The organism is Pseudomonas sp. GW460-LB5, assembly GCF_059423245.1.
Map to the genome: position 1 here is coordinate 1 of NZ_JBWKXT010000091.1, position 15,578 is coordinate 15,578.

Consider the following 15,578-nt stretch of genomic DNA (forward strand, 5'->3'; position numbering starts at 1 on the left):
GCTGCGGTCAGAGTGGTCTTACCGTGGTCAACGTGGCCGATAGTGCCGACGTTAACGTGGGGAAGGGAACGATCAAATTTTTCTTTAGCCACGACAGTGAACCTCTTGCCTAAAGGGGATTAGCCTTGTTTTTTAACGAGTGCTTCGACGATGTTCGACGGAGCTTCGGCGTATTTGGAGAATTCCATGGAGTAGCTTGCGCGACCCTGAGACATGGAACGAACGTCGGTTGCGTAACCGAACATCTCTCCGAGCGGTACTTCAGCGCGGACGACACGGCCAGAGACCGATTCATCCATACCCTGGACCAGACCACGACGACGGTTCAGGTCACCCATCACGTCACCCAGGTAGTCTTCCGGGGTTACAACTTCAACCTTCATGATCGGCTCGAGAACCACGCCACCGCCCTTCTGGGCCAGTTGCTTGGTCGCCATCGAAGCGGCGATTTTGAACGCCATTTCGTTGGAGTCGACGTCGTGATACGAACCATCGAATACCGCGGCCTTCAGGCCGATCAGAGGATAGCCGGCAACAACGCCGTTCTTCATCTGCTCTTCGATACCCTTCTGGATCGGGGCGATGAATTCCTTAGGAATCACACCACCAACGACTTCGTTGGAGAACACCAGACCTTCGGTGATGTTGCCTTTTTCGTCCTGATCCGGCTCCGAGAAACGGATCCAGCAGTGACCGAACTGACCACGACCGCCCGACTGACGAACGAACTTGCCTTCGATCTCGACGTTGGACTTGGTGATCTTCTCGCGGTACGAAACCTGCGGCTTGCCGATGTTGGCTTCGACGTTGAACTCGCGCTTCATGCGGTCAACGAGGATGTCCAGGTGCAGCTCACCCATACCCGAGATGATGGTCTGGCCAGTCTCTTCGTCGGTCTTGACGCGGAACGACGGGTCTTCCTGGGCCAGCTTGCCCAGTGCAATACCCATCTTCTCCTGGTCAGCCTTGGTTTTCGGCTCTACGGAGAGCGAAATGACCGGCTCAGGGAAGTCCATACGCTCAAGGATGATTGGCTTGTCGGCGTTGCACAGGGTTTCGCCCGTGGTCACGTCCTTCATGCCGATCAGTGCAGCGATGTCGCCAGCGCGCACTTCCTTGATTTCTTCACGCTGGTTGGCGTGCATCTGCACCATACGACCAACGCGCTCTTTCTTGCCCTTGACCGAGTTGATGACGGAGTCACCGGAGGTCAGAACACCCGAGTAGACGCGAACGAAGGTCAGAGTACCCACGAACGGGTCAGTCGCGATCTTGAACGCCAGAGCCGAGAACGGCTCGTCGTCGTCAGCGTGACGCACGTCTTTACGAACAGCTGGATCTTCTTTGTCCAGTTCCTTGTCATCCGGGTTGATACCCTGGATCGCAGGAATCTCGGTCGGAGCTGGCAGGTAGTCGATGACGGCGTCGAGAACCAGGGGAACACCCTTGTTCTTGAACGACGAACCGCAGACAGCCGGTACGATTTCGCTGGCCAGGGTGCGCGCGCGCAGACCGGCTTTGATCTCTTCGACGGTCAGCTCTTCGCCTTCCAGGTACTTGTTCATCAGCTCTTCGCTGGACTCGGCAGCCGCTTCAACCATGTTGGAGCGCCACTCTTGAGCCAGCTCCAGCATATCGGCAGGAATTTCTTCCTCGCGATAAGTGGTGCCTTTGTCGTCGTCGTTCCAGTAGATAGCCTTCATCTTGATCAGGTCAACCTGACCCTGGAAGTTATCTTCCGAACCGATGGCCAGCTGAACAGGAACCGGGGTGTGACCCAGACGGTTCTTGATCTGACCTACGACGCGCAGGAAGTTTGCACCGGCACGGTCCATCTTGTTCACGTAGACAACACGTGGAACGCCGTACTTGTTGGCCTGACGCCATACGGTTTCGGACTGAGGCTCAACGCCGGAGGTACCGCAGAACACAACGACAGCGCCGTCGAGTACGCGCAGCGAACGCTCTACTTCAATAGTGAAGTCAACGTGGCCAGGGGTATCGATGACGTTTACACGGTAGTTGTCATACTGACCAACAGAGCCTTTCCAGAAGGTGGTAACGGCAGCGGAGGTAATGGTGATACCCCGCTCCTGCTCCTGCACCATCCAGTCGGTGGTCGCGGCGCCATCATGCACCTCGCCCATCTTGTGGCTCAGACCTGTGTAGAACAGGATCCGCTCGGTAGTGGTGGTCTTGCCCGCGTCAACGTGGGCACAGATACCAATGTTACGATAGCGGTTAATTGCTGTAGTACGAGCCATAAAGCCCTCGCAAAATGATTGATGCTTGAATTAGAAGCGGTAGTGCGAGAACGCTTTGTTGGCTTCAGCCATACGGTGAACGTCTTCACGCTTCTTGACTGCAGCACCTTTGCCTTCAGCAGCATCCAGCAGCTCGCCAGCCAGGCGCAGAGCCATCGACTTCTCGCCACGCTTGCGGGCGTAGTCTACGAGCCAGCGCATTGCCAGAGCATTACGACGGGATGGACGAACTTCAACCGGGACCTGGTAAGTGGCACCGCCGACACGGCGGGACTTTACTTCGACCAGCGGAGCGATGGCGTCGAGAGCTTTCTCGAAGATTTCCAGGGGGTCGCTGTTCTTGCGTGCTTTGACGGTATCCAGGGCACCGTAAACGATGCGCTCGGCTACAGCCTTCTTGCCGCTTTCCATCACGTGGTTCATGAACTTGGCGAGGATTTGGGATCCGTATTTAGGATCGTCCAGAATCTCACGTTTTGCTGCTACACGACGTCTTGGCATGATAAGCCCTCAAACGGTCTTCAGGTTAGCCCGGGACGTGGGTCTTCGACCCCTGCCCGACCTTACTCTTATCGACTCAAAAAAATGGATATGTGCAAACGGCCGATTACTTCGGACGCTTGGTACCGTACTTCGAACGACCCTGGTTACGGCCTTTGACGCCCGAAGTATCCAGAGAGCCGCGAACGGTGTGGTAACGAACACCTGGCAAGTCTTTTACACGGCCGCCACGGATCAGGACGACGCTGTGCTCTTGCAGGTTGTGGCCTTCACCGCCGATGTACGAGGAAACCTCGAAACCGTTGGTCAGACGCACACGGCATACTTTACGCAGTGCCGAGTTAGGTTTTTTCGGCGTGGTGGTGTACACACGGGTGCACACGCCACGACGTTGCGGGCAGTTCTGCAGCGCAGGAACGTCGGACTTCTCGACCGAACGCTTACGCGGCTGACGTACCAGCTGGTTGATAGTTGCCATCTACTAGCTCCACTGATTGTCTTGCGACTCTATTGTCTTGCAAGAAAGCCAAAAATTGGCGAGACGGAGCCTCACCAAATTTAAGGGTACAAAAGTCTACGGAGGATCTTGCACCCAGTCAAGACAAGGCCCCGGCCCTCCTCGCCCGATCATCGGCAACATTTCATGTCGCCGATGGTCGATCGAAGCTTGCCGGGGCCCTGCCCTGTACTTAGTTACCGCTGGAATTCAGCGCTTCGGTCAGTGCGGCTTCCACCTCACTGGCGCTTACACGCAGCGGTTTGTCGGCTTCACGGCGACGCTTGCGCTCGCTGTGGTAGGCCAGACCGGTACCGGCCGGGATCAGACGACCCACGACCACGTTCTCTTTCAGGCCGCGCAGGTAATCGCGCTTGCCGGTTACCGCCGCTTCGGTCAGTACGCGGGTGGTTTCCTGGAAGGAAGCCGCGGAGATGAACGATTCGGTCGACAGCGACGCCTTGGTGATACCCAACAACACGCGAGTGAACTTCGAGATGAACTTGTCTTCGCTGGCGAGACGCTCGTTCTCGACCAGTACGTGAGTCAGTTCCATCTGGTCGCCCTTGATGAAGCTGGAATCGCCCGACTCGGAGATCTCGACCTTGCGCAGCATCTGACGCAGGATGGTCTCGATGTGCTTGTCGTTGATCTTCACGCCTTGCAGACGGTAAACGTCCTGGATCTCGTTGACGATGTACTTCGCCAGCGCGCTCACACCCAGCAGACGCAGGATGTCGTGCGGATCGCTCGGGCCGTCGGAGATAACTTCGCCGCGGTTTACCTGTTCACCTTCGAAGACGTTCAGGTGGCGCCACTTCGGAATCAGCTCTTCGTACGGATCGCTGCCGTCGGTCGGCGTGATGACCAGGCGACGCTTGCCCTTGGTCTCTTTACCGAACGCGATGGTGCCGCTGACTTCAGCCAGAATCGAGGCTTCTTTCGGACGACGCGCTTCGAACAAGTCAGCTACGCGTGGCAGACCACCGGTGATGTCACGGGTCTTCGACGTTTCTTGCGGGATACGCGCGATAACGTCACCAACACCGATCTGGGCACCGTCAGCAACACCAACCAAGGCGTTGGCTGGCAGGAAGTACTGCGCCGGCACATCGGTACCTGGCAGGTACAGGTCCTTGCCATTGGCGTCGACCATCTTGATTGCCGGACGGATTTCCTTGCCTGCGGCAGGGCGATCCTTGACGTCCAGTACTTCAATGTTGGTCAGGCCGGTCAGTTCGTCGGTCTGGCGCTTGATGGTGATGTTTTCTTCCATGCCCACGAAGGTCACGGTACCTTTCAGCTCGGTAACGATCGGGTGGGTGTGCGGGTCCCACTTGGCGACGATGGCGCCAGCTTCGACCTTCTCACCTTCCTTGACCGAAATTACCGCACCGTAAGGCAGCTTGTAACGCTCACGCTCACGACCGAATTCGTCAGCAATGGCCAGCTCGCCAGAACGCGACACAGCAACCAGGTTGCCATCGGCACGCACGACCTGCTTCAGGTTGTGCAGACGTACCATACCGCCGTTCTTCACCTGGACGCTGTCGGCAGCCGAAGTACGGCTCGCAGCACCACCGATGTGGAACGTACGCATGGTCAGCTGGGTACCCGGCTCACCGATCGACTGAGCAGCGATAACGCCGACAGCTTCACCGATGTTCACCTGGTGACCACGCGCCAGGTCACGACCGTAGCACTTGGCGCAGATGCCGTAGCGGGTTTCGCAGTTGATCGGCGAACGCACGATAACTTCGTCGATGCTGTTCAGCTCGATGAACTCGACCCACTGCTCGTCTACCAGCGTACCGGCCGGAACGATGACGTCCTCGGTGCCTGGCTTGAACACGTCACGGGCAATGACACGGCCCAGTACACGCTCACCCAGCGGCTCTACAACGTCACCGCCTTCAATGTGCGGAGTCATCAGCAAGCCATGGTCGGTACCGCAATCGATCTCGGTTACAACCAGGTCTTGCGCAACGTCTACCAGACGACGGGTCAGGTAACCGGAGTTCGCAGTCTTCAACGCGGTATCCGCCAGACCTTTACGAGCACCGTGAGTCGAGATGAAGTACTGGAGTACGCTCAGACCTTCACGGAAGTTCGCAGTGATCGGCGTCTCGATGATCGAGCCGTCCGGCTTGGCCATCAGGCCACGCATACCGGCCAGCTGACGGATCTGGGCTGCGGAACCCCGCGCACCAGAGTCAGCCATCATGTACATCGAGTTGAAGGACTCTTGCTCGACTTCTTTGCCTTCGCGGTCGATGACCTTCTCTTTCGAGAGGTTGGCCATCATCGCCTTGGACACTTCGTCGTTCGCCTTCGACCACAAGTCGATGACCTTGTTGTACTTCTCGCCCTGGGTTACCAGGCCGGAGGCGTACTGGCTCTCGATTTCCTTCACTTCATCGGTAGCGCTGTTGATGATGCGCGCTTTCTCATCAGGGATGACAAAGTCGTTCACACCAATGGACACGCCAGAGATGGTGGAGTAAGCGAAACCGGTGTACATCAGCTGGTCAGCGAAGATAACGGTCTCTTTCAGACCAACCACGCGGTAGCACTGGTTGATCAGCTTGGAGATCGCCTTCTTCTTCATCGGCTGGTTGACCACGTCGTACGGCAGGCCTGCCGGTACAACCTGGAACAGCAGCGCGCGGCCGACCGTGGTGTCGACAATACGGGTGTTCTTGGTAACGCTGCCGTCGCGATCTTTCACGGTTTCGTTGATACGAACCTTGATTTTCGCGTGCAGCGCAGCTTCGCCGGCGCGGAATACGCGGTCGACTTCCTGCAGGTCGGCAAATACGCGACCTTCGCCCTTGGCGTTGATGGCTTCACGGGTCATGTAATACAGACCCAGTACCACGTCCTGCGACGGTACGATGATTGGCTCACCGTTGGCTGGCGACAGGATGTTGTTGGTCGACATCATCAGCGCGCGCGCTTCGAGCTGGGCTTCCAGCGTCAGCGGCACGTGAACGGCCATCTGGTCACCGTCGAAGTCGGCGTTGTACGCGGCACAGACCAGCGGGTGCAGCTGGATAGCCTTACCTTCGATCAGAACCGGTTCAAAAGCCTGGATACCCAGACGGTGCAGGGTCGGTGCACGGTTGAGCAGTACGGGGTGTTCGCGAATCACTTCGGCGAGAACGTCCCACACCTCTGGCAGCTCGCGCTCGACCATCTTCTTGGCAGCCTTGATGGTGGTCGCCAGACCACGCATTTCCAGCTTGCCGAAAATGAACGGTTTGAACAGCTCGAGGGCCATCTTCTTCGGCAGACCGCACTGGTGCAGACGCAGGGTCGGGCCTACGGTAATTACCGAACGGCCAGAGTAGTCCACACGCTTACCGAGCAAGTTCTGACGGAAGCGACCTTGCTTACCTTTGATCATGTCAGCCAGCGACTTCAGCGGACGCTTGTTCGAGCCAGTGATGGCGCGACCGCGACGGCCGTTGTCCAGCAGGGCGTCGACCGCCTCCTGCAGCATGCGCTTTTCGTTGCGCACGATGATGTCTGGCGCCGACAGATCCAGCAGGCGCTTCAGACGGTTGTTACGGTTGATCACCCGACGATACAGGTCGTTCAGGTCGGAGGTCGCGAAGCGGCCGCCATCCAGCGGGACCAGCGGACGCAGGTCCGGTGGCAGTACTGGCAGGACGGTCAGGACCATCCACTCAGGCAGGTTGCCCGAGCCCTGGAAAGCTTCCATCAGCTTCAGGCGCTTGGACAGCTTCTTGATCTTGGTTTCCGAGTTGGTCTGCGGAATCTCTTCGCGCAGGCGACCGATCTCGTGCTCCAGGTCGATAGCGTGCAGCAGTTCGCGGACAGCTTCGGCACCCATGCGGGCATCGAAATCGTCACCGAACTCTTCCAGCGCTTCGAAGTACTGCTCGTCGTTCAGCAGCTGGCCCTTTTCCAGGGTGGTCATGCCTGGGTCGATAACGACATAGCTCTCGAAGTAGAGCACGCGTTCGATATCACGCAGGGTCATGTCCATCAGCAGGCCGATACGGGACGGCAGCGACTTCAGGAACCAGATGTGGGCGACCGGCGAGGCCAGTTCGATGTGCGCCATGCGCTCACGACGAACCTTGGCCAGGGCAACTTCAACGCCGCACTTCTCGCAGATCACGCCGCGGTGCTTGAGGCGCTTGTACTTGCCGCACAGGCACTCGTAGTCCTTGACTGGGCCAAAGATCTTGGCGCAGAACAGGCCGTCACGCTCAGGTTTGAACGTACGGTAGTTGATGGTTTCCGGCTTCTTAACTTCACCGAACGACCACGAACGGATCATTTCAGGCGACGCCAGACCGATACGGATGGCGTCGAACTCTTCGACTTGACCCTGGTTTTTCAGCAAATTCAGTAGGTCTTTCAAGGCCTTTCCTCCTGGCGGAGCAGGGAGCGGGCATTACCTGCCCCACCCCCCTTCGCGTCACGTGTTATTCGGTTTCCAGATCGATATCGATACCGAGCGAACGGATCTCTTTGATCAACACGTTGAAGGACTCGGGCATGCCCGGCTCCATACGGTGATCGCCATCCACGATGTTCTTGTACATCTTGGTACGGCCGTTCACGTCGTCCGACTTCACTGTGAGCATTTCTTGCAGGGTGTATGCCGCGCCATATGCTTCCAGCGCCCACACTTCCATCTCCCCGAAACGCTGACCACCGAACTGCGCCTTACCACCCAGCGGCTGCTGGGTAACCAGGCTGTAGGAACCAGTGGAACGCGCGTGCATCTTGTCGTCCACCAAGTGGTTCAGCTTGAGCATGTACATGTAACCAACGGTCACCGGACGCTCGAACTTGTTGCCGGTGCGGCCATCGAACAGCACCATCTGGCCGCTCTCTGGCAGATCAGCCAGCTTCAGCATGGCCTTGATCTCGCTTTCCTTGGCACCATCGAAGACCGGAGTAGCCATCGGCACGCCCTTCTTCAGGTTGTGTGCCAGGGCCAGGATCTCTTCGTCGGTGAACTCGGCGAGGTTTTCCTGACGACCGCCGATCTCGTTGTAGACCTCGGTCAGGAATACGCGCAGCTCAGCAGCCTTGCGTTGCTCTTCGATCATGCGGTCGATCTTTTCGCCCAGGCCCTTGGCCGCGAGGCCCAGGTGGGTTTCAAGGATCTGACCAACGTTCATACGCGAAGGTACACCCAGCGGGTTCAGTACGACGTCGACCGGAGTACCGTTGGCATCGTGCGGCATGTCTTCAACCGGCATGATGACCGAGACAACACCCTTGTTACCGTGACGACCAGCCATCTTGTCACCCGGCTGGATGCGACGGCGAATTGCCAGGTAGACCTTGACGATCTTCAGTACGCCCGGAGCCAGGTCATCGCCCTGCTGCAGCTTGCGCTTCTTGTCTTCGAACTTGTCGTCCAGCAGACGGCGACGGTCGACGATGTACTGTTGAGCCTTTTCCAGCTGCTCATTCAGTGCATCTTCAGCCATGCGCAGTTTGAACCACTGGCCGTGCTCCAGACCGTCCAGCACTTCGTCGGTGACCACGGTGCCTTTCTTCAGGCCCGCGCCACCGTCGACCACCTGGCCGTTCAGGGCAGAACGCAGACGCTCGAAGGTTGCACCTTCGACGATGCGGAACTCTTCGTTGAGGTCCTTGCGAATCTCGTCCAGCTGCATCTTCTCGATGGCCAGAGCGCGGCTATCGCGCTCGACGCCATCACGGGTGAAGACCTGTACGTCAATGACAGTGCCCTTGGTGCCAGTTGGCACGCGCAGGGAGGTGTCTTTAACGTCGCTCGCCTTCTCACCGAAGATTGCGCGCAGCAGTTTTTCTTCCGGAGTCAGCTGGGTTTCGCCTTTTGGCGTGACCTTGCCAACCAGGATGTCACCAGCGCCGACTTCAGCACCCACGTAGACAATACCGGCTTCGTCCAGTTTGTTCAGTGCAGCTTCACCCACGTTCGGGATGTCCGCAGTGATTTCCTCTGGGCCAAGCTTGGTGTCACGCGCCACACAGGTCAGTTCCTGAATGTGGATGGTGGTGAAGCGATCTTCCTGGACCACACGCTCGGACAGGCAGATGGAGTCTTCGAAGTTGAAGCCGTTCCACGCCATGAACGCGATGCGCATGTTCTGACCCAGTGCCAGCTCACCCATGTCGGTGGACGGGCCGTCGGCCATGATGTCGCTACGCTGAACCTTGTCACCCTTGCTGACCAGCGGACGCTGGTTGATGCAGGTGTTCTGGTTCGAGCGGGTGTACTTGGTCAGGTTGTAGATATCTACACCTGCTTCGCCGGTTTCCACCTCGTCGTCGTTGACGCGAACAACGATACGGCTGGCGTCGACCGAGTCGATCACGCCACCACGGCGAGCAACCACGCAGACACCGGAGTCACGGGCAACGTTGCGCTCCATGCCGGTACCTACCAGCGGCTTGTCAGCACGCAGGGTCGGTACAGCCTGACGCTGCATGTTCGAACCCATCAACGCACGGTTGGCGTCGTCGTGCTCGAGGAACGGAATCAGCGACGCAGCAACGGAAACTACCTGCTTCGGCGAAACGTCCATCAGGGTGACGTCTTCCGGCGCCTTGACGGTGAATTCGTTCAGGTGACGAACAGCTACCAGCTCATCGATCAGTTGCTTCTTGTCGTTCATCGCGGCCGAAGCCTGGGCGATGACGTGATCCGCTTCTTCGATTGCCGACAGGAACACGATGTCGTCGCTGACAACGCCTTCCTTCACCACACGGTACGGGCTTTCCAGGAAGCCGTACTGGTTGGTGCGGGCATAGGCCGCCAGGGAGTTGATCAGACCGATGTTCGGACCTTCAGGGGTCTCGATCGGGCACACACGGCCGTAGTGAGTCGGGTGTACGTCACGGACTTCGAAGCCAGCACGCTCACGGGTCAGACCGCCCGGGCCGAGCGCAGAGACGCGGCGCTTGTGGGTGATCTCGGAGAGCGGGTTGTTCTGGTCCATGAACTGGGACAGCTGGCTGGAACCGAAGAACTCTTTCACCGCCGCCGCAACCGGCTTGGCGTTGATCAGGTCCTGCGGCATCAAGCCTTCGCTTTCCGCCATCGACAGACGTTCCTTGACCGCGCGCTCTACACGCACCAGGCCAACGCGGAACTGGTTCTCGGCCATCTCGCCGACGCAACGTACGCGACGGTTACCCAGGTGGTCGATGTCGTCGACGATGCCTTTGCCGTTACGGATATCGACCAGGGTCTTGAGGACCTCGACGATGTCTTCCTTGCTCAGCACGCCTGAACCTTCGATCTCGGTACGACCGATACGACGGTTGAACTTCATGCGACCGACAGCGGACAGGTCGTAACGCTCGGCGCTGAAGAACAGGTTGTTGAACAGGGTCTCGGCGGCATCCTTGGTCGGCGGCTCGCCTGGACGCATCATGCGGTAGATCTCGACCAGGGCTTCCAGCTGGTTGCTGGTGGTGTCGATCTTCAGGGTGTCGGAGATGAACGGACCGCAATCAATGTCGTTGGTGTACAGGGTCTCGATACGGACGACCTGTGCCTTGGCGACTTTGATCAGCAGATCAGTGGTCAGCTCGGTATTGCACTCAGCCAGGATCTCGCCAGTAGCCGGGTGCACGATGGCCTTGGCAGTGGTGCGACCCAGGACGTATTCCATTGGAACGTCCAGCTGCTTGACGCCGGCCTTCTCGAGTTGGTTGATGTGGCGCGCAGTAATACGGCGGCCCTGCTCGACAATGACCTTGCCGGTTTCGTCATGGATGTCCATGACCGCAACTTCACCACGCAGACGCTGCGGCACGAGTTCCAGGCTGAGTTTTTCGCCGGAAATGTGGAACACGTTGGTGGTGTAGAAGGTGTTCAGCACTTCTTCAGTGCTGTAACCCAGGGCGCGCAACAGCACCGACGCCGGCAGTTTGCGGCGACGGTCGATACGTACGAACACGCAGTCTTTCGGGTCGAACTCGAAGTCCAGCCAGGAACCGCGGTAAGGGATGATGCGAGCGGAGTACAGCAGCTTGCCGGAGCTGTGAGTCTTGCCACGGTCGTGGTCGAAGAACACACCAGGCGAACGGTGCAGCTGGGAAACGATCACACGCTCGGTACCGTTGATAACGAAGGTACCGTTCTCAGTCATCAGGGGGATTTCACCCATGTAGACTTCTTGCTCTTTGATGTCCTTGATCGCTTTGTTCGACGATTCCTTGTCGAAGATGATCAGGCGCACCTTGACCCGCAGTGGGACCGCGAAGGTCACGCCACGCAGGACACATTCCTTCACATCGAAGGCAGGCTCGCCCAGGCGATAGCCTACATACTCCAGGGCAGCATTGCCGGAGTAGCTGATGATCGGGAATACCGATTTGAAGGCCGCGTGCAGGCCGACGTCGCGGAACTGATCCTTGGATGCTCCCGCTTGCAGGAATTCGCGATACGAATCCAGCTGGATGGCCAGGAGGTAAGGCACATCCATGACGTCCGGCAACTTGCTAAAGTCCTTGCGGATACGTTTTTTCTCAGTGTATGAGTAAGCCATCAGCGTTCCCCAGCTTGGTCACCTGCTTGTTTGGCTTCTCCCGGCGGGAGCAGCCAGAAAATCGTGCAAACCCCTTGGTTTGCGCCACCCACGTGGGTGTCTTGCAGCTTGTTATCGGGGCCGGCTTGACCGACCGCCAATAACGGAAAAAGGCCGGTGGCATAAGCCACCAGCCATCAGCCTTGTGCTCAACGCTCAGGCTGGCATCGCAAAGTCGAAATTACTTCAGCTCGACTTTAGCGCCTGCTTCTTCCAGCTTCTTCTTAGCGTCTTCAGCGGCTTCTTTCGAAACGCCTTCAGCTACAACCTGAGGAGCGCCATCGACTTTCTCTTTGGCTTCTTTCAGGCCCAGACCGGTCAGCTCGCGAACGGCTTTAATCACGTTCACTTTCTTCTCGCCGGCTTCAACCAGAACAACGTTGAACTCGGTCTGCTCTTCAACAACAGCGGCAGCAGCAGCTGGGCCAGCAGCGGCAACAGCAGCGGTCACGCCGAAGGTTTCTTCCATTGCTTTGATCAGCTCAACAACTTCCAGAACGGTTTTCTGGCCGATTGCTTCGATGATTTGCTCGTTAGTCAGGGACATGACTTAAATCCTGTATTGGGGTGAAGGCCTACGCAGCCATCAAATTAAACAAATGATTTTGAAAGAGTTCGCGTGCCTTAGGCAGCGGTAGCTTCTTTCTGGTCGCGAATGGCTGCCAGAGTACGAGCCAGCTTGCTGGTGGCGCCTTGAATAACGCTCATCAGTCGTGCAATAGCTTCGTCGCGGGTCGGCAGGGTAGCCAACACGTCGATCTGGTTCGCTGCAATGAAATTGCCGTCAAACGCAGCTGCCTTGATCTCGAACTTGTCCTGACCCTTGGCGAACTCTTTGAACAGACGAGCAGCAGCGCCCGGGTGTTCGTTGGAGAAAGCAATCAGGGTCGGGCCTTTGAACGCGTCGTTGAGGACCGAAAACTCGGTGCCTTCAACAGCGCGCTTGAGCAGGGTGTTACGTACGACACGTACGTAAACGCCAGCCTCGCGGGCCTCTTTACGGAGTCCGGTCATTGCGCTTACAGTCACACCACGGGCATCAGCCACAACAGCGGACAGAGCGACTTTGGCAGCCTCGTTGACTTCAGCGACGATGGCCTTCTTGTCTTCGAGTTTAATTGCCACGGGTTTACTCCTGGTTTTTACCGTTTCATCTGGCCGAAGCCGGATGTCGTTTTGGTGTCTGATTCGGTAACGAATCGGGAGCACCATCTGCGTGGGCTGGTGTTTTAAGGCTTGCGCCACCTACGGTCTTGGATAGCCCCCGCCAGGCAGGGACCCCAATTTTTGCTGGCGGCGAGACGAATCGCACCGCCATGTTCTTACACGTTCAGCGAGCTCTGATCGATGACCAGACCTGGGCCCATGGTGGTGCTCAGGGTAACGCGCTTGACGTAGATACCTTTCGACGAAGCTGGTTTGATACGCTTCAGATCAGCGATCAGGGCTTCAACGTTTTCCTTCAGCTTGCCAGCTTCAAAGCCGACCTTGCCAACGGAGGTGTGGATAATACCGTTTTTGTCGGTACGGTAGCGAACCTGACCAGCCTTGGCGTTTTTCACGGCAGTGGCTACGTCTGGGCTAACGGTACCAACTTTCGGGTTAGGCATCAGGCCGCGAGGACCCAGAACCTGACCCAGCTGACCTACAACGCGCATGGCATCAGGCGATGCGATGACGACGTCATAGTTCAGATCGCCGGCTTTCATTTCGGCAGCCAGATCGTCCATACCTACGCGGTCAGCGCCGGCAGCCAGAGCGGCTTCAGCAGCTGGACCCTGGGTGAAGACAGCAACGCGAACGGTCTTGCCAGTGCCGTGTGGCAGCACAGTAGCGCTACGAACGACCTGGTCGGATTTACGCGGGTCAACACCGAGGTTAACGGCGATGTCGTAGGACTCGACGAACTTGGCAGCAGGCAGCGAGGCCAGCAGAGTTGCCGCTTCTTCGAAGTTGTAGGCCTTGCCTGCTTCGATTTTTTCGGCGATTGCCTTTTGGCGTTTGGTCAGCTTAGCCATTACACACCCTCCACGTTCAGGCCCATGCTGCGGGCAGAGCCAGCGATGGTGCGTACAGCAGCGTCCAGGTCAGCAGCGGTCAGATCAGCCTGTTTTGCCTTGGCGATATCTTCCAGCTGAGCACGGGTAACGGTACCGACTTTAACGGTGTTCGGACGAGCCGAACCACTGGTCAGGCCAGCAGCTTTCTTCAGCAGAACCGAGGCAGGGGTGCTCTTGGTCTCGAAGGTGAAGCTACGGTCGCTGTAGACAGTGATGATCACAGGAGTCGGCAGGCCGGCTTCTTGACCCTGGGTACGGGCGTTGAAGGCCTTGCAGAATTCCATGATGTTCACACCGTGTTGGCCCAGTGCTGGACCAACGGGTGGGCTTGGGTTGGCCTGGCCGGCCTTAACTTGCAGCTTGATGTAAGCCTGAATCTTCTTAGCCATGAGCTACTCCAAAATCGGGTACGAACGCCTGATGGCTCCCCGGATGACTTGCGTTTTATCCCAGTGACGACAAAACCCCGCAACACACAGGGCTGCGGGGTTTGGGATGCTTCGTCCGCCTAGACCTTTTCGACCTGGCTGAACTCGAGCTCCACCGGAGTAGAGCGACCGAAAATGAGCACCGCCACCTGGAGGCGACTCTTTTCGTAGTTAACCTCTTCGACACTACCATTGAAGTCAGCGAACGGACCGTCAATGACACGAACCACTTCACCTGGCTCGAACAGTGTCTTCGGCTTCGGCTTGTCGCTACCGTCAGCAACGCGACGCAGGATAGCTTCAGCTTCTTTATCGGTGATCGGTGCAGGCTTGTCTGCGGTACCGCCAATAAAGCCCATCACACGAGGGGTGTCCTTGACCAAGTGCCAAGTCCCTTCGTTCATCTCCATCTGGACCAGTACATAGCCAGGGAAGAATTTACGCTCACTCTTGCGCTTCTGGCCGTTGCGCATTTCGACGACTTCTTCGGTCGGAACCAAGATCTCGCCGAAACCGTCTTCCATGCCAGCCAGCTTGACGCGCTCAATCAGGGAGCGCATTACATGCTTCTCGTAACCCGAGTAAGCATGCACAACATACCAACGCTTAGCCACGGGACACCTTTAGCCAACGATCAGGGAGACCGCCCAGCCGAGCAGGGAATCAAGACCCCACAGCAGCAGTGCCATAACCAGCACGACAGCCACGACAATCAGCGTGGTCTGGGTGGTTTCCTGGCGGGTCGGCCACACGACTTTACGGATTTCGGTACGAGCTTCCTTCGCCAACGCAAAGAACGACTTGCCCTTCGCAGTCTGCAGAGCTACAAAGCCTGCGACAGCAGCCAGGACGAGAAGTGCGAGAACGCGATACAGGATCGGAGAGGCGGAGTAATATTGATTACCCACAACAGCTACAACCACCAAAGCAACTACAGCCAGCCACTTGAACAGATCAAAACGCGATTCTTGGGCTTCAGTTTTGGGAGTCATCAAGGAGGATCCTGTGAGAAGAAAGCCATCACACCGAAGTGAAATGGCAGGTCAGGAGGGAATCGAACCCCCAACCTACGGTTTTGGAGACCGTCGCTCTGCCAATTGAGCTACTGACCTGTAACGCTGTATCAGGCCGGCCATTATACCGGCCTGATCAAGTAAATCAACTACTTATTCAATAATTTTTGCTACGACGCCGGCGCCGACGGTACGACCGCCTTCACGGATAGCGAAGCGCAGACCGTCTTCCATTGCGATGGTCTT

The 15,578-nt window shown here is 57.5% G+C and carries 13 protein-coding genes and 1 tRNA gene; all 14 read right to left on the reverse strand.

Annotation, left to right across the window (positions count from 1 at the left end):
- On the reverse strand, positions 1–92 hold a 92-nt coding region (locus AC07XM_RS29545), incomplete at its 3' end, for a GTP-binding protein (protein ID WP_133295916.1).
- A 27-nt stretch (positions 93–119) separates the two neighbouring features.
- A complete protein-coding gene (gene fusA, locus AC07XM_RS29550) occupies positions 120–2,264 on the reverse strand; it encodes an elongation factor G (RefSeq protein ID WP_016484652.1) in 2,145 nt (714 codons plus the stop codon).
- 30 nt (positions 2,265–2,294) lie between these two features.
- Positions 2,295–2,765: a 30S ribosomal protein S7 gene (gene rpsG, locus AC07XM_RS29555; RefSeq protein WP_003246741.1), complete on the reverse strand. Its 471-nt coding sequence runs from the start codon at positions 2,763–2,765 to the stop codon at positions 2,295–2,297.
- 106 nt (positions 2,766–2,871) lie between these two features.
- Positions 2,872–3,243, reverse strand: coding sequence for a 30S ribosomal protein S12 (rpsL, locus tag AC07XM_RS29560; RefSeq protein WP_003255492.1), 372 nt, complete (start codon positions 3,241–3,243; stop codon positions 2,872–2,874).
- Between the two features lie 211 nt (positions 3,244–3,454).
- Positions 3,455–7,654 (reverse strand): DNA-directed RNA polymerase subunit beta', encoded by a 4,200-nt coding sequence (rpoC, locus tag AC07XM_RS29565; protein WP_016484651.1) that lies wholly within the window; start codon positions 7,652–7,654, stop codon positions 3,455–3,457.
- A gap of 64 nt (positions 7,655–7,718) precedes the next feature.
- Positions 7,719–11,792 carry a DNA-directed RNA polymerase subunit beta gene (gene rpoB / locus AC07XM_RS29570; protein WP_016484650.1) on the reverse strand — a complete coding sequence of 1,358 codons (4,074 nt, stop codon included), beginning with the start codon at positions 11,790–11,792 and terminating at the stop codon, positions 7,719–7,721.
- Positions 11,793–12,012: 220 nt separating this feature from the next.
- Positions 12,013–12,378 carry a 50S ribosomal protein L7/L12 gene (gene rplL / locus AC07XM_RS29575; RefSeq protein WP_007957596.1) on the reverse strand — a complete coding sequence of 122 codons (366 nt, stop codon included), beginning with the start codon at positions 12,376–12,378 and terminating at the stop codon, positions 12,013–12,015.
- A gap of 77 nt (positions 12,379–12,455) precedes the next feature.
- On the reverse strand, positions 12,456–12,956 hold the full coding sequence (gene rplJ / locus AC07XM_RS29580; RefSeq protein WP_016484649.1) for a 50S ribosomal protein L10: 501 nt from the start codon (positions 12,954–12,956) through the stop codon (positions 12,456–12,458).
- 197 nt (positions 12,957–13,153) lie between these two features.
- Positions 13,154–13,849 carry a 50S ribosomal protein L1 gene (gene rplA, locus AC07XM_RS29585; protein ID WP_016392127.1) on the reverse strand — a complete coding sequence of 232 codons (696 nt, stop codon included), beginning with the start codon at positions 13,847–13,849 and terminating at the stop codon, positions 13,154–13,156.
- Positions 13,849–14,280: a 50S ribosomal protein L11 gene (rplK, locus tag AC07XM_RS29590; protein WP_003255500.1), complete on the reverse strand. Its 432-nt coding sequence runs from the start codon at positions 14,278–14,280 to the stop codon at positions 13,849–13,851. The genes rplA and rplK overlap by 1 nt, the downstream gene beginning before the upstream one ends.
- Positions 14,281–14,399: 119 nt before the next feature.
- Entirely contained in the window at positions 14,400–14,933 is a 534-nt protein-coding gene (nusG, locus tag AC07XM_RS29595) for a transcription termination/antitermination protein NusG (RefSeq protein WP_003255501.1), read from the reverse strand.
- 9 nt (positions 14,934–14,942) lie between these two features.
- Complete coding sequence (secE, locus tag AC07XM_RS29600) at positions 14,943–15,311, reverse strand: preprotein translocase subunit SecE (RefSeq protein ID WP_016484648.1); 369 nt, start codon at positions 15,309–15,311, stop codon at positions 14,943–14,945.
- A gap of 44 nt (positions 15,312–15,355) precedes the next feature.
- Positions 15,356–15,431, reverse strand: a tRNA-Trp gene (locus AC07XM_RS29605).
- A 54-nt stretch (positions 15,432–15,485) separates the two neighbouring features.
- On the reverse strand, positions 15,486–15,578 hold a 93-nt coding region (locus tag AC07XM_RS29610), incomplete at its 5' end, for an EF-Tu C-terminal domain-related protein (protein WP_449118062.1).